The organism is Chryseobacterium sp. VAUSW3 (genome assembly GCF_002205795.1).
GTDB classification, from domain to species: domain Bacteria; phylum Bacteroidota; class Bacteroidia; order Flavobacteriales; family Weeksellaceae; genus Kaistella; species Kaistella yananensis.
Map to the genome: position 1 here is coordinate 265,718 of NZ_NIUY01000001.1, position 22,975 is coordinate 288,692.

Below are 22,975 nucleotides of genomic sequence, written 5' to 3' on the forward strand. Positions count from 1 at the left end.
GTTAAAAAAACAAACGGGCTAAAGCCCGTTTTCTATTCATTTTTTTACCATTTTGCTAATCTCTTCAAATAAGATTGAACCGTATTTTCCAGACCAAGATACAAAGCCTCTGAAATTAGGGCATGACCAATGGAAACTTCAAGCAAATTAGGAATATGGTCTGCAAAATATTTCAGATTATCCAAACTCAAATCGTGTCCTGCGTTAACGCCAAGACCATATTTTTCCGCTTCTTTTGCTGTTTCTACGTACGGTTTTATAGCTTCTTCTTTGTTTCGACTGTAGTTTTTAGCGTACGCTTCTGTGTACAGCTCAATTCTGTCGGTGCCGGTTTCTGCGGCGAATTTTACCATTTCCGGATTTGGATCAAGGAAAATTGAGGTTCGGATTCCTGCTTTTTTAAACTCTGAAATTACATTTTTCAAAAAACCGAGATGCATTTCGCAATCCCAGCCTGCGTTGGAGGTAATGGCGTCATCAGCATCCGGAACCAGCGTCACCTGCTCCGGCTTAATTTCGAGTACCATATCGATGAACGGCCGGTGCGGATTTCCTTCAATATTAAACTCTGTACTGACCAAAGGTTTCAGATCATACACATCTTTTCGGGTAATATGTCTTTCGTCCGGCCGTGGATGAATCGTAATTCCCTGCGCACCAAATTCCTGAAGTTTTACCGCAGCTTCTGCTACACTGGGCAGTTCGCCACCGCGGGCATTTCGGAGCGTGGCAATTTTATTGATATTTACACTAAGTTTTGTCATCGTTATTGAATTTTTGCAAACTGTATGACTTCCAGGTCGAATTCCTTGGATGCGACAAGAAGATGATCGAAAATATCGGCCTGAATATCCTCATAATTGGCCCACTGTGAGTCGTTGGTGAAACAGTAAATCTCAAGTGGCATTCCCTGCGGGGTATTCTCCAACTGTCTTACGAGGATGGTTCCTTCCTGATCGATATGTTGGTTATTTTTAAGATAATTGAAAATATATTCCCGAAAGACGCCGATATTGGTGAGTTGCCTTCCGTTGATCAGCAGTTCGGGATTTTCCATCACTTTTCTTTCCTCGACCATTTCCGCTTTTTTAACCTCCAGATAATGCTTAATCAAATTTACTTTTGATAATCGGTTGAGCGTATAATCATCGAGAAATTTAAAGGAATTGATATTGAAAATAATCGAGCGTTTGATTCTTCGGGTATTGCTTTCGGACATTACCTGGATATTCTTTATTTCCGTTGTAAGAAAATCGTAAGTAGGAATCGTAGAAATGGTTTTGTCGAAATTCTGAATTTTAGTCGTCAGCAGGTTAATATCCTGAATATTACCTTCCAGATTATATTTAGGAATTCCGATCCAGTCACCTACTTTCAGATTTTTAGAAGTTGCCACATGAATTCCCGTCACAAATCCTAAAATTGTATCGCGGAACACCAGGACCAAAACTGCAGTAATCGCTCCCAAACTTCCCAGAATCGCTGAACCGCTGATCCCGAATATCACACTGATGGCGACAATTGAAGACACAAAAATTCCAAAAATCTTTACACTCTGCGAAACCGCATTCAGTGCAATAATTTTGTAGTAATCCTGTTGAATGACAAAGTAATTTCGAAATGCGCTCAAACTGCGGTAAAGCATTCCGGCAACTACCAAAACTATCGCTAAACCCACCATTCTTTCCAGAAATATAAAGCTTTTCGGATGTCTATAAAATATAGAAAAAAGCGCAAAACTTCCGAAAAGCAGCGCGATTAAATGAGCTACGGAATTGGTGATCCTGGATTGGTAAATCGATTTCTGTATCGGATATTGATCTTTATTAAAAAAAGTTCTGAAGATTTGGTTCAGGATAAATTTCAGGATAAAATCTGTTATATAAATAAGCGCCAGAAGAAACAGAAACTTCAGAACAATTTGCCCGAGCAAAACCCAGTTATCCGGCAAAGTGTCCCGAACAGCATAGTGAATATGATCGCTGATGTTCTGCAGAAAATCTTTGGTATCTTTCAGTTCGTCATTCATTACAGCAAAAATAAGAAATCCGATGGTGTTTATAGGATTAATGCGTATTTTTAACAAAATTTATCATTCATGGATACCACTTTAATTCAGCTCATCAGTATTGTATTACTCATTTTGGGAATTCTGGGAACTTTCATTCCGGTTTTACCCGGTTTGCTTCTTAGCCTTTGCGGACTTTTAATTTACAAATTCGGGACCGATGCACCGCTCGACATGGTTTATATCTGGATTTTCGTGTTTCTTACCGCAGTTTCAGTAATTTTAAATTACGTAATTCCCGCAAGAACAAACCGCAAATATGGCGGCACGCGCTGGGGAAGCGTGGGCTCAGTAATCGGAACCTTGGTTGGAATGTTTTTTATTCCGGTTCCCTTCGGTTTTTTAATCGGAATGTTTCTGGGCGTTTTCGTAGGCGAATTGCTGCATGATGCTTCAGATAAAAAGAAAGCCTGGAATTCAACCAAAGGAGCCTTTATCGGATTTCTTTACGGTACAGGTTTCAACTTTATGGTGGGTCTGGCAATGTTTTTGGTCGTGTTATTCGACATCCTTTAAATTTAACATCATGATACACAGACTTATCCTCACTTCCTTTGGCATTTTAACTTTAGCGACCTGCCAAAACCCGAAAATTTCAGAAACTCCTGCTAAACAGGAAACTGTAAAGACAGAAACTTCAGCGAATTCAGCAGAACCAAAAGTTTCAGATGTGACGACAAACCAAACATCAGGCACAACAAAATCCAAGTCGAACGGCGAACCCGAAATGTCGGTAGGCTTACCACCGGATAAAGAAGCTGTGGAAACCGCTAAAAAAGAACAGCAAAATTCAACCGTGAAAAACACAGCCGGAATCGTTTATCTGAAAGAAGGTGAAAATAAATTCTTCAAAGAATACGAAATGAATGTTACCTTCAAAAAAATGACTGAAGACAGCCGCTGTCCGAAAGACGTCAACTGCATCTGGGCCGGAGTTGCGACCGCAGAAGTAGAAGTCATGGGTCTTTACACAAGACCTGTAACCCTGAAACTGAGCACAATGAACGATGCAAAAAAAGGATACACCAAATCTCAGGAATTTAATGGCTACACCATATCTTTAGTGGAAGTAACTCCTGAAACTACTTCAGCTAAAGGCTTTAAGGCACTTCAGGGGTCTTACCGTATCGGACTTCAGTTCTCCAAAGGAAGTACAGGTAGCGGAACTACCACGAAATAATTTCTGAATTTTTCGATTTCAGATAGTCGTTTATTTTAGAAAAAGGTTTGCTTCCATAGAAGCCGCGGTACACCGAAAATGGCGATGGATGCGCAGATTTAATGATAAAATGTTTAGAGGAATCAATAAATTCCTCTTTTTTTTGTGCAAAAGCGCCCCAAAGCACAAACACTACATTTTCTTTTCGGTCAGAGATCGTTTTGATAATAAAATTGGTGAATTTTTCCCAACCCAAATCTTTATGAGAGTTTGGCGAATGCGCCCTCACCGAAAGCGTGGCATTCAATAACAAAACACCTTGTTGTGCCCAGTCGTCGAGTTCCTTTTTTGTTCTCTCAATTCCTAAATCATCCTTGAGTTCAGTGAAAATATTTTTAAGTGAAGGCGGTGCAGCAACAGTTTCAGAAACCGAAAAACACAAACCATTTGCCTGAAAATCATTATGATACGGATCCTGACCGATAATTACAACTTTCACCTCGTCGAAAGGCGTAAGTTCCAGCGCGCGGAAGATTTGGTTTTTCGGCGGAAAACATTTACCTGCAGCGTATTCTTCTTTCACCTTCTGCCAAAGATGTTCGAAGTATTCGGTATTTTTAATTGGGGCAAGAATTTCGTTCCAGGTCATGTTCTAATGGATAACAGATTTTTACTATTAAAGACATCAAATATAAATAAATATTGCATTCCCAAGTTCCCGAAAATCTCATTAAATTTGCTCCGTGCATATTACTAAAGATCAATTAGAAGAACTGGAATTTCCCGAATTACTCGCGGAAATTGCCCCTTTTGCGTACTCCGCAAAAACCGCATATAAAATCACCCAACTCAGGCCTTTTTCCATTGATGAGGCCGAACTGTCATTAAGAAAAGTGGCCGAATTCCTTTCGAGTTTCGAGAGCGATAATGCCATTCCTTTCAGCGAATATGAAGATATCGAGGAAGAACTCAAGCTGATGGTTATTGAAAATTTCAGGTTAGAAAACGCGGCATTTATCAGAATAAAAAGTTTGACCGAGCAAATCGGCAGGCTTCAGAAGTTTTTTCCGGTGTACGGCGATCTCTTTCAAAATCTGAACAACGATATCAGCGGTTTGGAATACAGAAAAGAAATCATCGACAAAATCGACAAGGTTTTTAACCGTTTTGCTGAAGTAAAAAGTGAAGCATCACCTGTTCTTAAAACCTTGAGAACAGCAATTTCCCAAGCCCGAAAAGCCATTCAGGAAAACTTCAACCGTACTTTAACGGCGCTTTCCTCCACAGATTTTCTTGACGACATCCGAGAAAGCATCATTGATGACCAAAGGGTTTTAGCCGTAAAATCGGGCTATAAAAAAAGAGTTCCGGGAAGGGTTTTAGGCGTTTCAAAAACCGGATCGATTACCTACATCCAGCCCGAATCGGTCGTTAAACATCAGTTCAAGCTCCGCGAAGACATTGAAGAGGAAAAAAAAGAAGTTGATAAGATTTTAAGAAAACTCACCGCTGAAATTGCAGAATTCCAGCCCCAGCTTTCAGACTACCAGACTTACATTTTCGATCTGGATTTAACGAGAGCGAAAGCTAAATTCGCCGAAAACATTGGCGGAATTTTACCCAAAATCAACCGGCACAAAACACTCAGACTCGTAAATGCCTATCATCCGCTTTTGCTGTTGCGGAACCGTGAAGAAAAAAAACAGATTTTTCCGCAGACCTTCACCTTAACCGAACACAACCGCATCCTGTGTATTTCCGGGCCAAATGCAGGCGGAAAATCAATCACGCTAAAAACGGTCGGATTGCTGCAGTTAATGATCCAGAGCGGAATATTGGTGCCCGTTCACCCGAAATCTGAAATGTTTTTCTTTGACAGAATTATGACCGACATTGGCGACAACCAATCCATTGAGAATCATCTTTCTACTTATTCCTCGCGTCTGAAAAAAATGTCCGGAATTATTCGTGAAGCCGATGAAAACACGCTTTTGCTGATTGATGAATTCGGAACCGGTTCGGATCCTGAACTGGGTGGCGCACTGGCAGAAAGTTTTCTTGAATTTTTCTATAAAAAGAAAAGCTTCGCCATCATCACTACACATTATACGAACATCAAACTGGTGGTGGAACAACTCCCCAATGCTCAGAACGCCGCGATGTTATTCGACGAAAAAACGCTGGAACCACTCTACAAACTTGAAGTGGGGCAAGCCGGAAGTTCCTTCACTTTTGAAGTGGCTCAAAAAAATAAGATTCCGAATTTTATCATCAATTCCGCCAAGAAAAAGGTGGAACACGACATCGTAAATTTGGATAAGACGATCGTGAAGCTTCAGCAGGAAAAATTTGAAGTTGAAAAACTTAAATCCAACCTTACCGAACAGAAAGAATCGACTCAAAACAAGAAGGAAAACCTTGAAAAACTGAACGAACAGCTGCAGCAGAAACTCTTCAATTTCCAGAAACTATACGAAGAGGAACACCGCAAACTGCAGTTCGGGAACAAGATCGAAGGATTTATTGATTCTTATGTGAAAGGGAAATCGAGAAAAGATGTAGTGAAAGATTTTGTGAAAATTCTGGAACAGGAAAAATTCAGGAAACTTGGTTCTGATAAAGATGAGACGAAGAAACTACAGGTCGTAAAACGCAAGATTACCCAACAGCTGAAAAAAGAAAATGTTCAGGAAAAAATTGCGAAAACCAACGAAAAGTTGGAAGACAAAAGAGCAAAAGAGCGCGCAGTTTGGCTTAAAGTGGGCCAGCGCGTCCGGATTTTGGGCAGCACGAGTGTAGGAACCATCGAAAAAATCGACAAAAACCAGAAAGTGACGGTGAACTACGGTATGTTTAAAACGCAGATTTCTGCGGACGAGCTGGAGCGGATTTAAGGTAGATAGTTACTCATTAAGATATTTTTGAAGCGGATGTTTCTGGCGCTTCAGCTCAGAGACGAATATTTTAGCAATTTCATTGGCACCGAGAACCGAAAGGTGCGTGTTATCATCAATTCCATCCGGGAAAAACTCGTTTTCACCCTTCGCAAAATGCAGATGGAGTTTTTTAGATCCTTCCACACCGTAAGACATTTCGAGGTTTTCTGTGAGATACTGCATATCAAAAAACGGCACTTTCATTTCGGAGGCGACCAGCCGCGCGACCAGCGTATAATTCCCATGAGCATCAAGCAGCACGCCTTCTTTATTGAATTTCCTCCTCGCAATAGATGAGAAAAGAATTGGAACTGCGCCTTTTGACCGCGCTTCTTCGATATACCGAATCAGGTTGTAGCGGTAGGAAGTCTGCGGATTGGTATAGCGTTCCGGATCGGTGTCTTTGCCATCATTATGCCCGAATTGGATGAACACATAATCTCCGGGCTGCAGAGCATCCAGAACCGGCTGCCAGTGTCCGCGCTCTCGAAAACTTTTGGTGCTGCGGCCGTTTACTGCATAGTTTTTAATCTGCACATTTTCATTAAAATACGGTGCTAAAACCTGCACCCAGCCTCTTTCCGGGTTTTTGTCGGGATTGGGTTTATTGGCCATCGTAGAATCGCCAATTGTATGAATGGTCACTTTCCCGCGCCCTATGTTCGCTTTACACGCGACCAACAATACGGCTGATAACAGTAATAATTTATAGATTTTCATACCAGTTGCTGTTAATTTCTGTTTTTAAAACCATCTGCTTGGTGTAATTTGCTGCCTGCCTTTTTGAAAGCTGTTTCGACCAATTCACCCGCGCTACAGGGTTGAAACCGGCTCCGGAATTTCTGTATTCCGAAAACACAGCATGCCTTTCCGCGGCCACATTGTTCCAGTTGTGCCAACCTTCGGGCGCGACAGCCGTAGTCAATTCACTATTTAAAAATATGGCTTTTGCAAAAGTTCGCCATGGTCTTCCGAGATAAACTTTGGTGACATTCTCAGCGGCCGTAAGCGTGCAATTATGAAATACGAATCCGTACGCACTGCCTTGTGGTGTAGAAGGTGCGACGATATACGAATCTTTTTTGCTGTGAAGTGTGCAGTTTTCGAAATAGGCAGTGGCGCCGCCGAAAATATAGTCTGTAGTTCCTTCTATATATGAATCTTTAATGTAGATTTTGCCTTCACCACCCAGATAAAGCGTATCTTGGTTGCCGAGCAGTTTACAGTTGACCAGCGCGACCCGGTTTGAGGTAATACTCAGCGCCACAGCCTGCCCTACTTCGCCGGCTGTATTCTCGACTGTAAGATTTTCAAGGATGATATCGTTGGCTTCAATGCTTAATGTGGGCGTGAAAAACGTACTGTTTCGGCCTTTGTTTATTTGAGTAAAATGATCATTAAAACTAACGATGGTTTTGTCGCGATCTTCGCCTACGATCTTTATATTGCTGTTCCAGTGGTGGATCCGGACTTTTTCCTCATATTTTCCGTTCTTTACATATAGGGTGATCTGTTGTTCAGGAAAAGATTTTAAATGATCGATTGCATCCTGAATAGTTTCGAAATCACCTGAACCGTCCTTAGAGATTGTGTATTGGCATTTGTCCGGAATGATTTTAACATACTTTTTCTTCCACGCGTCATATTTTTTTAAAACTTTTGCGGGTTCATAAGTGTACCAGGCGTATCCGTTGCGGCGTTCAGCTTCAATTTCTGCATACGAATGTTTCATCTCGCCATTGCGCCCGGTCATAAATATCTCGTTGGTGTCCAGTGTATAGAATCTGCCCCACATTGGCGGCGCAGCAGGATCAGCGACTAGTTTCTTATCACCTGAAACTTCTATTTCTTTAAATCCTTTAATCTGGTTTTGCTCAAACCATTCTACCGCATCCTCCACGGCAGATATTACCTGTTTTGAAGGTTTATCGAGCGACATCAGCAACAAGACAAGTGTGGCGGATTCTTTTCCGCTGAGTGACGGAAGCTCATAAGCTCGCGCTTTTGTAGGAAGCAGGTTATATTCGTCGTGCTGAGCGCCCCAAACGGTCAACTTTCCGTTTTGCCGGTATTGGGTTTTAAGAATGACATCGATGCCTTTCCAAAAAGATGATTTGATTTTTTGTAAAGTTTCCGCCGGAATTGCGACCGGAAATCTTTCACCTTCATCTAAAATAGTTTTGAACAGGAAAAGGACGCGCGCCATCGCATCGTCGTTATACGTGATGTGGGAACTATAATTATTCTGAATGGGATAAAACTGTGGCCAGCCGCCGTTTTCGTATTGAGCTTCAAGCAAAAACCCGATACCGCGCAGAAATGCTTCACGAAATTCCGGCTTTCTGTGAAAACGGTATACGTTCGACAGAAACGTAAGTTCCTGAACGGTTGCATTATTATCAATTGTTGTGACTTTCAGCTCATCTTTCGACGCTGTAATTCTTTTCTTTTCTGCTTCAGAAAGCACATTTTGCACGGCGATATTCTTTCCCCAGCCACCATTGTTCTTTTGGTACAGCAGGATGTTTTCTGCAATCCTAAGGGCATCAGCTGACCGCAAAAAAGCTTCATCTTTCGAAAACGCCATTTTGCTCCACTGCTTTTCAGGCGTTTGTGCCAGCGAAATATTTACGCTGCAAATAAGTAAAACTAAAAATACCAGCCGCCTTTTCATTTTATTATCTGTTTAGCTGAATTGCCGCAAGAATAAAAGGGCCTGTACCTTTAGGGTCGTTATCCTTTTTTTTCTCATTTACATAATACTCAAAAGAACCATCACGGTAAGGTTTTCCGCCTAATCCGGCAACCGCGCACACGTGTGTAAGCGTGACAAAACCTTCGGGTGAAACAGTGATGAGGTTTTTAACCAATCCATCGAACGCTTTATTTGCAACTGCTTTGTATTCATTCGGTAAATAGCCTTTGTTGGCACCTTTCGCGAAAGCATAGGCAAACATAGACGAACCGGAAGCTTCGAGGTAATTGCCATCCCTGTTCCCCTGGTCGGTCACCTGAAACCACAGCCCGGACGCATCCTGATACTTAGTCACCGCTTTGGCAAGCCTGTTCAAATAAGAAATGAGCTGTGGTCTTTTTGGATGATCTTTCGGAAAATAATCGAGAACATCTACCAAAGCCATCGCGTACCAGCCAAGCGATCTGGACCAAAAGTTTGGTGAATTCCCGGTGGTTTTATCCGCCCACGGCATTTCCCGGCTTTCGTCCCATCCATGATATAGCAAACCTGTTTTGGGATCGACCATATTTTTCTGAACCAGTTCGAACTGAAGCGCAACATCATTTAATTTGTCGCCATTCTCGAATATCGTATTGTAACGTGCATAGTAGGGCGAGCCCATGAAAAGGCCGTCCAGCCACATTTGGTTCGGGTAAATTTTCTTGTGCCAGAAACCGCCTTCAGAAGTCCTGGGCTGTGTTTCGAGTTGCGAACGCAGGGTTTTCATGGCCGTACGATACCGCTCGTCCTTTGTTTTGTCGTATAAATCGAACAGAGGATGACCAGCCACTATCATGTCGATATTGTAGTTCTCGAATTTGTAGCTTGGGATACTACCGTTGGCATCGATGGTTGCATCAGCGTAGCCTTTAACGTAATCCGCATATTGCGAATTGTTGGTTTTTCTGTAAAGTTCTTCAAAGCCAATCATCACCAGGCCATGTACATAATCCCATTTCGGTGCAGTTTTATCGTCGAGCATATAGGCTTCCGGATACTTTTTCATTAATGTCAGCGCCATCCTTTCCGACCATTTTTTGTCCGAAGGCACCTCCATCCCTGCCGTTGAAACAGTTTTGCAGCCTGTGAGCACAAGAGTTCCGAAGATTGCCGCAGCGAGCATTTTTATTCTGTTAGAAATCATCAGCTTAATTTAATTCGTTGCTTTGGTTTAATTTATGCAGATTTTCATCCAAATATTTCATGAAATCCGCCTCAGTCTTAATTCCGTTAATCTCTTTTTCCCAAGCGCTGAGGAAGTAGAACGTAATTTTCTTTGTGGTAGGTTTAAACTCAACCAAATGATCTGTCGCCCCCTCAAAAACCTTATTTACATCGTCTGTCCTGTAGAAAACAGCCATCCCAAGATTATCATTGAACAAAGTTTGCTTACCGAATGTCGCTACATATCCCCATTTACCGTTCGTGCTTGTTTTTTTAACGGCCGGGAGCTTATAAAGATTTACAATGCCGGTCACAATGCCGGTCATTGCCTCGCTGCTTTGAATAGTATGCCGGGTGTAGCGCTGATTCGGGAAAATAGTAAGTTCTGAGCTTAGGTCAGTGGTTTCACCGTTCGTTTCCCACCCTTTATAATCAACAAAAACTTTTGAGTTGGAAGTTGAATTTTGAACCCGCGCCGACGTTTTTTCTACTTTATTAAAGTGAAGCAATTCATTATTTACAATCCGTCCAATGGAACCGATACCAAGTCCTTTGCCGACTTTTAGGATATCCGCACCCCAATCACTCATGTTGTGATAAGAATCAAAACCGTCCTGTCCCACGCCCTGCAGAACCATATCCTCGGTCAGTTTCCCAAAAATATCAATAGCGTTTCGCCAGTCAAGGTACAGCCTGTAGCCCACTTTATTGCTTTCCCAGCCGGGACCTTCGTAGCGGATGTAGTAAGAATGGTCTGTATGCGTGGAGGGCAGCGTAAGTTCATTTACATTCCTGAATGTACCGCCTTCGTATTTCTTTTCGTTCCACTGCCCGCCTTCCTTCACTGAAAGTTCAGCGTAAGTCTGTACACTCTGTCCAGCAGCGGCGTACTCCGTTGTAGTACAGTTTACAAGAAGCGCCAGCGTGGTAACCGCGAAAATCTTCGGTATTAATTTCATAGTAATTTTCATTTAGACTGAATTTTTTGAGCATTAAATTGCTGATTAAGAAAACGCGTTATATAGCCGACTACTGGATCAAACCATGGGTCAAACATCCAGAAAGTATGCGGCGAATTATCGATTATTTGCGTCTGTGAATATATTGAATACTTATCGAGCATCTTTATCATATCCTGCCTGCCAGCCTGAAAGCGTTTGTGTTGACTGGCGATGAACAGGGTCGGTGCAGATTTTTCACTTCCATGACTTAGAGGTGAAGCCTCTGTCCAAATTTCAGGTTCGTCTGCCAAAGTTCCGCCCAGCCAGGCTGCTGCGGCACTGCCTTCTTCGGAATCGGGATGATTGAATGCCAGAATTCCATCAATATTAATGACCGCTGCAATTTGTCCAGCGTATTTTGTCCCGATTAACGACGCCATCTGTCCACCCGAAGACGTTCCTAAAACCACGATCTTTTTCGGATCACTATTAAATCTATCAGCATTCTCTTTCAGGTAACGAATTGCATTTAACACATCATCAACTGCTGCCGGATATCTTGCTTCGGATGATAAGCGATACTCCACTGCAAAACAGTTGAAACCCTTATTTGCAATTGCCATTGCAAATGGTTTCATCATTTCTTTATTTCCAGATTTCCAGCCGCCTCCATGTATGAGGATCACGGCCGGTTTTTTACCAATTGATTCATGAAGGTATGCATCAAGGTGAAGTTTGCGCCCTGGAAAACTGGTGTAGATGACATTTTCGGCTAGTGAGACTGAAGATTTGACAGCCGGCACAGTTAACTGAGCTTCGGGGTATTTCTTCCGTACTTTCTGAAGCTCGGAATAATTGGTAAATGAGCTGTCCCTGGGCAACTGCGCACAAACCAGAGAAAAATATATCATCAAAAAAGTTATGCAAAAACGCTTCATAAACCGCAAATATCTGCTTATTTCTTACTCGAAATAACATTAATAAAATAAGCAATCGATTACACAAATATATGATAATTTATTAGATTAACGCAGTCGTAAAGCGTCTATATTGATGAATTTAGGAATTAAATTTTTATTAAAAACCTTTGTGTTTTTAATAAATCGATACTAAGAACAAGCCTCAGCTATTGTTAATAGGACCTTTCGAAAAAAAGACAGCGAATAATGAAGAAAAATGTTGCGTATGTAATTAATTCAAATAACTTTGTGTAATCCATTACATAAAATACAAATCTCAACAAATTGATCGAAGTATGAACAAGTTTTTATTTATTTTGAGTTGGATGTTTAGCATCGCACTTCTGAATGCGCAGACTGCCAACATTACCCTGCAAAAAGGCTCTCTGGAAAGTGCCTTCGTAAAATGGGAACCCGTAGTGGGCGCCGAGAGCTATAATGTCTACTATTCGGGTGCAGGAATTACAGACAAAAAGATTGATACTCAGCTCATCAGAAGCTACGGAACGTATTTCAGGGCAGATGTTTTAGGTCTTGCTGCGGGAACTTATACCGTTAAGGTTGTACCGGTAACTTCAGGCACAGAAGGCGATCCGGCAGTTTCCGGTCCCATCGAAGTTCTGCCTCACGACCGAAACGGTTTTGCTCACCAGGGAGGAAGAGTGCCCGGAGCTTATAATTTGGATGGTACGCTGAAAGATAATGCAGTGGTAATCTACATCACGCAAAACACCAAAAATACAGTAACACTCAACGTTACGGGTGCTACCACGAATCCTTGCGTGGGCCTTCAAACTATTCTCGACGGCTTTAAAAAAGGAAAAGACAACCGGCCATTAGCGGTACGACTGATCGGGAATATCACTGACCCGAGCTACCTGCTCGGTGGAGATATTGTCATCGAAAACAATAATCTTGTCTCCAGTTCGATCACATTCGAAGGTGTGGGTGACGATGCGTACGCGAACGGCTGGGGAATCAGAATTAAAAACGCTTCTAATGTGGAGGTCAGAAATCTGGGTTTCATGCTTACTGACGCATCTGAAGGCGATAACATTGGTTTGCAGCAGGGCAATGATCATATCTGGGTTCACAACAACGACCTTTTCTATGGCAAAGCTGGTGGTGACGCAGACCAGGCCAAAGGAGACGGAGCGATGGACGTGAAAAAATCGACTTACGTAACCTTATCTTACAACCATTTTTGGGACAGCGGAAAAGCAAATCTTTTAGGCTTAAGCGAAGGCACGGCAGCCGGACTTTTTGCAACTTATCATCATAACTGGTACGACCATTCAGATTCTCGCCATCCCAGAGTCCGCTATTACTCGGCACATGTCTACAACAACTATTTCGACGGGAATTCAAAATACGGTGCAGGCGCTACGATGGGCTCCTCACTGTTTCTTGAAGGAAACTTTTTCAGAAATACAAAGTATCCAATGTTGATTTCGATGCAGGGTTCCGACATATTTTCTGGTCCCGGTACATTTTCGAGCGAAAACGGTGGTGTAATAAAAGCCTTTAACAACAGCATGAGCGGCCAAAACCGATTTGTGGCTTACGACGCGGTGAATTATCCCGTAGAGTTCGATGCGTATGTTGCCGCAACAAGAGGCGAAGTGGTGAGCGCATCAATTAAGGCTAAAAAAGGTGGCACAGCTTACAATAACTTCGATACCGATGCGGCACATTACATAAAAGATCTCATCATTGATGACCCCGAAACTGCCAAAGCAAAGGTAATGCTGCATGCCGGCAGAGTGGATGGCGGCGATATGAAATGGACATTTACTCCCGCCGACGACACTTCATACGATGTGAACACCGGCCTCAGAGATATGCTGAACAACTACACCAGCAGCCTGGTTTATGTGCAGGGCGAAACGCCGGTTGTAGTAAGCACCCAGACATTGATTATACCGGAAAACAACGACCAGACCGTACCTGCAGGAACACCAATCCAAAATATGGTATTCACGTGGGGCGGAACAGCGAATGACGTTGTAGTGGAAGGTTTACCAGCTTCTGGCCTTACTTTCGCTAAAAACATTACCACAAAAACCGTAACGGTTACCGGCACTCCGACAGCTGACGTAACCTTCACCGTTACTACATCCGGAAGTACTGGAACACCGGTTTCAGGTACAGGAATTGTTACGCTTGGTGAAGCTTCCACGGAAAGCACGTTCATCCATAATTTCACAACGGACGGTAAGATCAGTTCATTCTATTCCATTTCCGGGAACATGAATTCCACGGACGGATCAAACACGTATGATGGCAACACGCTGACGAAACGACTCAAGATTGAAACCGCGACAACCATCAGTTTCTCTGCAGCGAAGAAATCGACACTTACCCTTGTATTCGATCCAACGTTCACAGGCAAAATAAAACTGAACGGAACCAATTATACCGTTCCTGCGGGCGCCAACGGAGTAATCACGATTCTTAATGTACCGGCTGGCACCAACCAAATCCTTAAAGGTGACACCACGAACCTCTATTACATGAAGACTGTTTACGACGATGTGGTACTGGGTACTGAGGGCCAAGACGTGAATACGCAACTTCTGGTATATCCAAATCCTGTGACCGAAAACGTGTTTATCAGGACAGATGAAAACGTGAGGAACGTAAGCATTTTCAGCACAACCGGAAATCTGGTAAAAACAGCAAACGGAAACGTGAAATCAATCGATGTACGCGGATTGGGTACCGGTATATATATTGTGAAGATTACCACACAGAGCGGAACTGTAACCAAAAAGATCATCAAAAAGTAAGTTTTTAAGGATTAATTTATTTTTTAGCCTTCCTCTTTTAGGGGAAGGTTTTTTTTGGTTTTATAAGTAAGTGTTGCATCCTGATGCCACTTATTTCAGGAAAACTGCGGCGGCGCTGCTCCAATTCCGGAAAGCTTCCTGCACCCGTGCTTTTGTTTATCCGGACTACCGGAAAAGTCCCTACACGTGTGCTAAGGGTTTTCCGGAGACCGGTAAGGCTGTTACACCAGTTCATAGACTCTTCCGGTAAACCGGAAAGATTGTAGCAAGTGTGTTTTTCCTTTACAGGAAAGAAACTGCCGAAAATGACTATTATAATGATTGTTGCAGGACAGGAAATGATCGGTATAATGGATGTTGACTACAGTCATAACCGTTGATATTTCAAATAGTTTAAGCAAAAAAAAGCAGCATTAAAAAAATGCTGCCTTTGTTAAGTCAAAAAATGAATGTTATTTTACCAGAACTTTCTGTGATTTTACGCCTTTATCTGTTTGTAAATTTACCATATAAACGCCTGTCTTCAAAGCGAAATTTACATCAGATTTAGTGTTTAAAGATTTTACAAGCTGTCCGTTTGCGGTATATACGTTTACTTTAGTATCACCTGAAACATTCGAAACATACACGTTTCCGCGATCTGAAAATACATTTGCTGATACTTTTGCAGCGGCATTATCCGTCGTTGAAAGCGTGTTAGAATTTAAAGTAGTCGTTACAGTTGCTCCTGTGACCTCTATTTTATAGAAATTGATGGCTGCATCTGTATAGATGTAGAAAGTACCTGCAGGGACGTTTGCTGTAAGAATCGCTGTATCCGCCGGGGATGCCGATGGGCTGGTAGCTGCTGAACCATAAAGAACAGTATTACCGTCACTAACGAAAGCTGAACGCACCGCGCCGCCGCTTCCACTTTTGTACCATAATTTTACCGTAGCAGCCCCGCTCACCTGAACAAAGAAGTAGCGTTGTGTCGGCTTATATGTTCCGGCGGCAGCACTACCTCCACCGTTGGTTTGAAGACGGTTTCCGGTAGCTACGTACCCGTCAGAGAATGTCACTTGCGAAGAATTGGTAACCGCGCCGAAATTGGAATTTGTGGCGATCGGATACATCCCCAATCCCTGTTTAACGATAGGACTTGTACCAATTCCTGAGTTTAGCGGCCAGTTAGCCGAATCATTACTGAAATCCCATGTCGTAGTCTGTGCTTTCGCTGAGAACATTGCCAAAACGGCCGTGAAAGCAATTAGTAATTTTTTTTTCATGATGCGAAATTTTAATGCGTTGTTTTGTTTGTTTTAATTTAATACAATCGATTACACAAATATAACAACAATTTTAATACCGTCTTAATTTACTGCAAATATTTTACATAAATATTTGATCAACAACATAAAACGGATAGGTTTAGCTTAAAAAATGACAGTGTCGAAAGTAATTTCAACAGTTCGCCTATTAACTTAGATATTACCTCCGCTTGTATTAATAAATGCAGAACCTACAATAATGTCGAAATCCCAAAGAATTTAGGGGGATTTTGCCAAAAAAAAAGCCTCGCAAACATAGAAATTCGTCATATTAATTAAATAATCGATTGCAATAAGTGTAAATTTATCTAGTAGCTGACTTTAAAAGCAAAAAAGCGTACCCGCTATTGGATACGCTGTTGATCTAATTTAAAATTAATTTAATATTTTGTAAAATTTAAAGGGTATGTCTGGCCGCCCTGCTGCAGCCTTCCGAAGTAGGATCCTTTCGCAAGATGCCCCACATTTACCGTCAACCGGTTAGCCGAAACAGAAGGTGACGACGCCAAATATACCTTTCGGCCGTCCGCCGAATAAATCTCAATTGAGGATTCACCGATTTTTAAACCAGGAACCTCAATATGTAAAACCTCCTTCACCGGAACGGGATAAAGTTTTACGGTTTTCGCAGCCACATTCGCTGTTCCCATGAAAGAACATGGCGAAGGTGTGATGACGCCCTGCGTACTCACCTGAAGCGTCGCACCGGCACCGCAACTGGCATCGGATACATATTTAGCTACATCAGTCATCGGAATTACTGAGTATGAATAAGCCGGCGCGCTTACTGTACCTACGTCCATCGAGGTTGGAATCGCCGTACTACCTGTCAAACTGTTTGCAAATTTGATTGCGATAGAACCCCCATCGGTGGAAACGTAATTTTTAAAATAGCTGGAAACCCTCGCGAAATGCGTATTTTCCACGTAAACTGAAGAACCGCTTGCGCCACCGCCAAGGCCAATCGCCACTGATCCGGGAACGCTGGTGTAGTAGTAGGAATTCAGGATATGAAGTTCAGCATTGCGCGCACGCGGCATCCTTTCGCGCGTTCCCTCCGCCCAGTAATTACTTTGGTAAGTAATACTGAAACGCCCGTCTGTAGGTCTGTCGGAAGCATTTGATCCGACAAGGTTCGAAAACCTATGGTCATCGCTGCCGCCGGAACCGCCAGGTATTGGTGCTTTTAGATAAGTAAATTTAGACCAAGAAATGGTGACATTATCAGCTTGTCCTACATTATCCAGATTTCCGTCCTGTCCGTCCTGAAATTCGCAATGATCAATCCATATATTGGTTCCGGCATTGGTGAGATTATCCTGCCCATTATTGTCATACGCTCCCGGACCTACAAAAATAAGGTTTCGGATAATGACATTATTGGACCCACTTCTTAAATTGAGGATACCGGAACCTGACAGATTTTCGTTTACAAGTTTCGCACCGGGTAAACCGATCAGCGATTTGTTCGAAATCACCGCACTGATCTGTTGGTTCGCAGGAATGTTTATTACTCCTGAAACCAGGATAACACGCGATCCGGCCGCCGTTAAATTTGTACGCAGTGAGGCAAAATCGGAAACAATTACCGGTGCGGTGCTTCCACCGCCCGTTGTTGCTGCACCGAAACCTTCCGGCACCGCCTGATACGGGACCTGCGCCTGAGCAGACCACAGTGTGCAGAAACATGCAGCAATAAAAAATACTTTCTTCATATAAATTATTTAGGAAGGATTTCCACGGAAATTTTAATATTTATCCGTGGAAAACCTTCATTTAATGATTAATGGGTTATTATTTTAACACTTTTCATACCGTTCGGATTTTGAAGCGTTACCAGCCAGATACCTGCCGGCATTGTAAAACTTGTGTCTGAACTTGTTCTTAATGTTTTATACAGCATTCCGCCCATCGTATAAACCTTCAGTACAGTCTCACCTTTTACCGATTTTACAAAAACTTCGTTCTTCACAGCATACACCGCCGTTCCGCTATCTGTTTTCACTACGCCTGTTGACAATGTGATGTCGTTGAACGGATCCCAGCCATCGTTACCCTTGGTGAAGTTCAATGTCGTGATTGGGGTACCGTCCGTAAGTACTGGCTGAGTAAGCATAGTTGCCCACGAGGCACGGTTTGCGGAATTGTTTACGCCCGAAAGTTCCACACTTCCATATTCGTACATTCCCGGTGATGTTCCACCCAAAGAATTCTGCCATCCAATCGGCAATACAAGAGACTGACCTGCAAATCCCGGGAAGTCGCTCGTTTCGATAGTGGTGTTATAAAAGACAGCTTCACTGGTATTCGCAGACCATGGGCGGCCAAAATAGCCCGGTTTTGAACGGTAAACAGATGCAGTTTGTGTATGGGGTTCTGCCGAAGTAACGGTAGTTTTATACATTAAATATCCACGGCCGCTGGTTTGCTGAGGTGCCACGATGTAAGAAAGATCACTGCTCTGCTCGCTGGTGTTCATTACCAACTTAGTTTCATAAAAAACGGCAGCCATCCCTCCGAAAACGAAATCTACAGCACCCATCACGTCACCTTTGTAAAGAGCAACGCGTGCGCCCTGCGCACCATAGAATGTGTCCTGACGGCCAATGATCCGGCAATTTTTCAGGAAAGTACGGTCGCCACTTGCAGTGACGGCCAGTGCCGCAGCTCTCTCGACAAGCGTTTTGTTTTGAACTGAAGTATTATTCAGGTCTGTTGGCCGCGGACCTGGACTGCCGGAAGTCCACGGAACTACTACATCCTGCATTTCTTTGGTTGAAATATATTGGTTGAATGAGTTCTCGAAGATAATATTTTCAGCTTCGAAACCTTTTGCGTTTACAACCACAGTAGCGTTCCAGTACGATCCGTTCGTTGTGCCTGAACCAGCGTTCGTGTAAGAATACGCTCCGTTTTCTTTATTTACATTTAAAACATCCTCATTCCACTTCTGGTTGTTGCCCATCGAATAGTAATTGTACCCGTGACCGTAATAAGATGTAATGCGGACAGCGTTCGGGGAAATGTCAATTCCTTTGTTGAAGATATCGGTGCCCGGAGATGCAGCGGAATTCTTTAAAGTAACCTCCGGTTGGTTGATTACAAGCATTTCTTCGTAATTACCCGGATCTATCATGATTGTTACGCGCTGACCTTCAGTTCTGGTCATGTACGATACCGCATCGAGTGCCGCGTTCACTGAAGCGTACTGTTTGCCCGTTCCTACAGTAAGTTGCGCACTGTAAGGCACATTAGGTGTGGTACGGATCTCCGTGAAATACGAGGTCGAGCCAGCAGCACCTCCTACTGTAATGGTAACATTTCCGGCCGAAGATCCCGGGTAAATGTATTCCATAGTCTCGGTGATTGAAGTCGAATTTGTTGCTGTGGAATACGTAGTTCCGCCTTCTACCGAGAAATTGGCCGTATAGTAATACGACACCTTTACTTTTTCGCCTGATTTTACAGGAACCACCAAGGTAGCGCTCGGTTTTGCTGTAAGGTGGCCTGACGCGGGAACGGTAGTCACCTGGCCGTTCAGCTGCATGCCTTTGTAATAGGCTGTGGTGCTGGTATTGATCTGCTGATCATCAAATGACCAGACATTGACAGGTTTAAATGTAAGCGTCTTAGAAGCAGCAGCGCCGTTTACGGTGAGATTGGATGTAAGTGCCAGTTCTACGGGATAGTTATTGAGCCCGGTGACTGAAATTTTGTAAATGCCGTTTCGCAAAGAAATGTTTTGCAGATCAGAAAAACTGTAAACATATCCCGGCTCGTTCAGGTTTGTAAATGTTACATTAAGTGCCGCCAACTGGGCAGCATCGAGACCTTCTATATTTAAATTAACTGCGTGTTTTGGCTTAGCCGCAAAAGTGATGTTATACGTTGTGTTTCCGGTAATCGTTAAAGTATTATTAGTGATTTCAAAATCATTAACTCCTGTAGCTGAAATAGTATATTGAATATTCGGAGCCAACTGAACCGAATAAGTTGAATTAGCAGTATTCACCACTGGGTTGGGCACATAGATGCTTTCACTCAAGGGATCCGGCGTAAAGGTGAGTGCTAAGTTGGAAATCTGATCTCCAAGCCCGGTAATATTTCCAGTCACCGTGTAGAGACTTACGGAAGCAACGGAGATATTGTGGGTTAAAGTATTCGAGGCACCAACCGTACTGAAATTTTCACCAGAGGTTACGATAAATCCGCTGGCATCAGCTAAACTTACGGCATAATCAAATCCCACCGGTAGATTTACCGTATAGCTGTTTGAATTTACCGGCACACTCCAGGTTTTACCGGCAGCATTGGTGAAAATAAGAGAATATCCGGCCGGAATTCCCGAGGCCTGAGACACATCAACGGTCCCTGAAACTGCGGTGTAGGTCGCAGCCTTTCTGTAAATACGGTAAAAACTACCTTTGGCCAGCGCGTCATAAATGAAATAAGTCCCTGTTTGTTTAGCCACGAAAGTAGCTTCAGTCACAGCTCCTGAATTAGCTGTAGTCGGGAATTTATCATTCTGAACAGCCGCGTCAGCCGCAAAACTGAAGGTAAGATTTCCTGCGGTATCACCTCTGGAAATTACTTTCACCTCATCATCAGCATTAAGTGTCATACGGAAATATCTTGCGTTCGGCTGACCGGCGGTAACCGTAGGAATCGCATTGCAATAAACCCTACCTGTGTAGCCGGCTACAGAAGCTATATTTTCATCGTAGCGCGTCAAGGCCTGATTGGTAGTACGCAGTCTGTCATTGTTACCGCCTGTCCAGGAAAGTTCTCCTGCCGTGAAGGTAGAAGGAAATACATTGGATGTGCTTACAGAACCCGGCGTAATGGTGGGGCTATACCAGGAATTAATCACTGAAACAGTGAGTTTGTTGTTATACTGCGAAGGATCAAGCTGCTGCGCGCCAAAATCCCATACATCGGTAAGCTGCCCAAAAAGCGACATTACCGGAATAAGGAGATACATTAGAAGGAAATTTTTTTTCATAATTTTACGTATTGTTATAGATTTCTATTTAAAAAAAATGCTGTTCAATCCTTTTGAAAAAGATTAATCAGCAATTTTTAAGGAAAGTTATAGGTAAGAACTAGTAGCCATAATCATTTGATAAAGTTCCGTTACTTGAATCTAAAAACACCTGCCAGATCGGCCAAAACTGTTTAGTATCAGGATTGTTTCTGTAGAGTGCGGCAATTTTAGAATCTGAAAGTGAAGTCCAGTCTACCGAAGTCCACCCGGCACCCGGATTATCAAATTCGCCTCTGTTCAGGCCATAAATTATTAAGGTTTCATTATCAGCAGCATATTTGTAATACAGAGTGGAAGGCACGTTGGCATATCTTCCGGTGCGGTTTTTAAGCTCGGTCATTCTTTCTTTTGCGTCTGCCATTTTCGCTCCGAGTAAATTCCATCTGATGAGTGCCAATTTACGCTCCATCTCCCCGGTGAATTCAAATTTCTGTTCTTCTACAATCGCGTTAAACATCGCAGTTTTAGAAGTAAGTGCATTCACGTAATTTTCTACTTTTTCTGGTCTGTCAGCAGCCGCGAATGCTCTATTTCTGATTTGTTTCAGGTAAGGTGCCGCAGCCGCAGGTCCTTCTACTTCATTCGCTGCTTCCGCAGCCATCAGAAGAATTTCAGCGTATCTCATGTAGATTTTGTTTACGCCGTCATCATTGGTAGAAGTTACGATACGGCTCATCCACTCGAAACGGTATTTACCGAAATACCATCTGTTGAAGGCACCCACTTCCTGTTTTGCTTTACCGGCAACAGCAGATCCCCATTTGTAAGGAATACAGGTGATATTTCGTCTTTGATCAGCTTGGTCGAAATCATAAAAAACATTAGGCAACGGGCCACCCTGTCCGCCTCTGTTGTTACCCATCTGCTGGTATTGGTTGTTATTGGTATGATTGATCGCGAAAGTGAAAAGTACGCGGCCTCTACCGGGTGCGAAAGGGATTTCCCACAGTGACTCGTTGCCAGCAGCCAGAACTTCCTGATTGTATTTTCTCCAAAGACCTTCAAATGATGTTTCTAGACGCGCTGTACCGCTGTTGATGACATCGCGGCAAAGTTGCAGAGCAAGAGGATACAGCTTCGACGGTGCAAGTTCAGGATCATTACTTCTTCTGATACCATCTGGATACTGCGAATAACCAGAGGCAGCCAGCGCAACCCTTGCTCTCAAGCCTTTTACGAAAGCTTTGTTTATTCTTTCTACTGAGGATGTTGCAGCATTACCATTTGGCCATGGAACTAAAGTTTCCGCTTCTTCAAGATCTGCCAGGATCTGTTTGTATATTACATCCCTGCTCGATTTCGGTAAGTACACGGTTTCAGTGTTGATCGGTTCAAATCTGGCCGGAACATCGCCCCAACCTTTTACAAGATCTGAATAATAAACTGCTCTCAGGGTAAGTGCTTCACCCAGAAGATAACCAAGCTCAGAGCCCGGCGTGGGATTTCCGTAGGTACGTAATCCCCGGATACAAAGATTCGCTCTTTCAATACCGTTGTACATCTGTGCCCAAACATTATTTGCCGTATTCATTTGGCTGTTGTTGGGTTTCGGATCGTAAACTACCAGATCCGCATTGTCATTAGAAGTTGATTCTGATGAGTTCAGCCATTCTGAATCTGTATTCATACCATAGAATGGGATCCATCTTCCTCTGTAAGAGTTGGTCTCCGCCATAGGTATCTTGATTCCGTCTACTGCGCCTTTAGCAAGGTCAGGGTTTGAGAATATCACTGCTTCAGAGGAGGCTGAAGGCGAATCCACAGTAAGCAAATCATCGCCAAGCTGCTTGCAGGAAAATACTGCGAGAGACATCAGTACGACCGAAAGTTTTATTGAGATTTTCATTTTTTATAATTTATAGAATGAT

Annotated in this window: 16 protein-coding genes; 4 read left to right on the forward strand and 12 right to left on the reverse strand. The window is 43.0% G+C overall.

The genetic code is table 11. The features are described 5' to 3' along the window. Nucleotides 1-44: 44 nt before the first annotated feature. Both CDW55_RS01265 and CDW55_RS01270 read right to left on the reverse strand, forming a co-directional pair. The gene (locus CDW55_RS01265; RefSeq protein ID WP_088467925.1) at nucleotides 45-764 is read right to left on the reverse strand and encodes a pyridoxine 5'-phosphate synthase; all 720 of its coding nucleotides are present in this window, start codon (nucleotides 762-764) and stop codon (nucleotides 45-47) included. Nucleotides 765-766: 2 nt separating this feature from the next. Further along, entirely contained in the window at nucleotides 767-2,029 is a 1,263-nt protein-coding gene (locus CDW55_RS01270) for a mechanosensitive ion channel family protein (RefSeq protein WP_088467926.1), read from the reverse strand. A gap of 69 nt (nucleotides 2,030-2,098) precedes the next feature. Here CDW55_RS01270 and CDW55_RS01275 point away from each other — a divergent pair, with 69 nt between their 5' ends. Continuing rightward, nucleotides 2,099-2,584 carry a DUF456 domain-containing protein gene (locus CDW55_RS01275; RefSeq protein WP_088467927.1) on the forward strand — a complete coding sequence of 162 codons (486 nt, stop codon included), beginning with the start codon at nucleotides 2,099-2,101 and terminating at the stop codon, nucleotides 2,582-2,584. Between the two features lie 10 nt (nucleotides 2,585-2,594). After that, nucleotides 2,595-3,248, forward strand: coding sequence for a hypothetical protein (locus CDW55_RS01280; RefSeq protein WP_088467928.1), 654 nt, complete (start codon nucleotides 2,595-2,597; stop codon nucleotides 3,246-3,248). Here CDW55_RS01280 and CDW55_RS01285 read toward each other — a convergent pair. After that, nucleotides 3,235-3,876 carry a uracil-DNA glycosylase gene (locus CDW55_RS01285; protein WP_088467929.1) on the reverse strand — a complete coding sequence of 214 codons (642 nt, stop codon included), beginning with the start codon at nucleotides 3,874-3,876 and terminating at the stop codon, nucleotides 3,235-3,237. The genes CDW55_RS01280 and CDW55_RS01285 overlap by 14 nt on opposite strands. Before the next feature lie 94 nt (nucleotides 3,877-3,970). Between CDW55_RS01285 and CDW55_RS01290 the strand changes: the two genes are divergently transcribed. Then, nucleotides 3,971-6,121, forward strand: coding sequence for an endonuclease MutS2 (locus CDW55_RS01290; RefSeq protein WP_088467930.1), 2,151 nt, complete (start codon nucleotides 3,971-3,973; stop codon nucleotides 6,119-6,121). Between the two features lie 9 nt (nucleotides 6,122-6,130). Here the strand turns inward: CDW55_RS01290 and CDW55_RS01295 are convergent, their stop codons facing one another. The 5 genes from CDW55_RS01295 to CDW55_RS01315 are packed head-to-tail and all read right to left on the reverse strand — an operon-like array spanning nucleotide 6,131 to nucleotide 11,916. Continuing rightward, nucleotides 6,131-6,883: a rhamnogalacturonan acetylesterase gene (locus tag CDW55_RS01295; RefSeq protein ID WP_088467931.1), complete on the reverse strand. Its 753-nt coding sequence runs from the start codon at nucleotides 6,881-6,883 to the stop codon at nucleotides 6,131-6,133. Then, the gene (gene pelA / locus CDW55_RS01300) at nucleotides 6,870-8,837 is read right to left on the reverse strand and encodes a pectate lyase (protein WP_088467932.1); all 1,968 of its coding nucleotides are present in this window, start codon (nucleotides 8,835-8,837) and stop codon (nucleotides 6,870-6,872) included. Before pelA ends, CDW55_RS01295 begins: the two co-directional genes overlap by 14 nt. Before the next feature lie 4 nt (nucleotides 8,838-8,841). Next, nucleotides 8,842-10,044, reverse strand: coding sequence for a glycoside hydrolase family 105 protein (locus CDW55_RS01305; RefSeq protein WP_088467933.1), 1,203 nt, complete (start codon nucleotides 10,042-10,044; stop codon nucleotides 8,842-8,844). A 4-nt stretch (nucleotides 10,045-10,048) separates the two neighbouring features. Beyond that, complete coding sequence (locus CDW55_RS01310) at nucleotides 10,049-11,023, reverse strand: DUF4861 family protein (RefSeq protein ID WP_088468662.1); 975 nt, start codon at nucleotides 11,021-11,023, stop codon at nucleotides 10,049-10,051. An 8-nt stretch (nucleotides 11,024-11,031) separates the two neighbouring features. After that, entirely contained in the window at nucleotides 11,032-11,916 is an 885-nt protein-coding gene (locus CDW55_RS01315; protein ID WP_228399588.1) for an alpha/beta hydrolase, read from the reverse strand. A gap of 344 nt (nucleotides 11,917-12,260) precedes the next feature. Here CDW55_RS01315 and CDW55_RS01320 point away from each other — a divergent pair, with 344 nt between their 5' ends. Beyond that, entirely contained in the window at nucleotides 12,261-14,753 is a 2,493-nt protein-coding gene (locus CDW55_RS01320; protein WP_088467935.1) for a T9SS type A sorting domain-containing protein, read from the forward strand. A 452-nt stretch (nucleotides 14,754-15,205) separates the two neighbouring features. Here the strand turns inward: CDW55_RS01320 and CDW55_RS01325 are convergent, their stop codons facing one another. The 4 genes from CDW55_RS01325 to CDW55_RS01340 all read right to left on the reverse strand — a co-directional run bounded on the left by CDW55_RS01325 (nucleotide 15,206) and on the right by CDW55_RS01340 (nucleotide 22,953). Then, on the reverse strand, nucleotides 15,206-16,021 hold the full coding sequence (locus CDW55_RS01325; RefSeq protein WP_088467936.1) for a T9SS type A sorting domain-containing protein: 816 nt from the start codon (nucleotides 16,019-16,021) through the stop codon (nucleotides 15,206-15,208). Nucleotides 16,022-16,443: 422 nt separating this feature from the next. Continuing rightward, a complete protein-coding gene (locus CDW55_RS01330; RefSeq protein ID WP_088467937.1) occupies nucleotides 16,444-17,778 on the reverse strand; it encodes a T9SS type A sorting domain-containing protein in 1,335 nt (444 codons plus the stop codon). A gap of 68 nt (nucleotides 17,779-17,846) precedes the next feature. After that, nucleotides 17,847-21,065 (reverse strand): pectinesterase family protein, encoded by a 3,219-nt coding sequence (locus tag CDW55_RS01335; protein ID WP_088467938.1) that lies wholly within the window; start codon nucleotides 21,063-21,065, stop codon nucleotides 17,847-17,849. 100 nt (nucleotides 21,066-21,165) lie between these two features. After that, nucleotides 21,166-22,953: a RagB/SusD family nutrient uptake outer membrane protein gene (locus CDW55_RS01340; protein WP_088467939.1), complete on the reverse strand. Its 1,788-nt coding sequence runs from the start codon at nucleotides 22,951-22,953 to the stop codon at nucleotides 21,166-21,168. Between the last annotated feature and the right edge of the window lie 22 nt (nucleotides 22,954-22,975).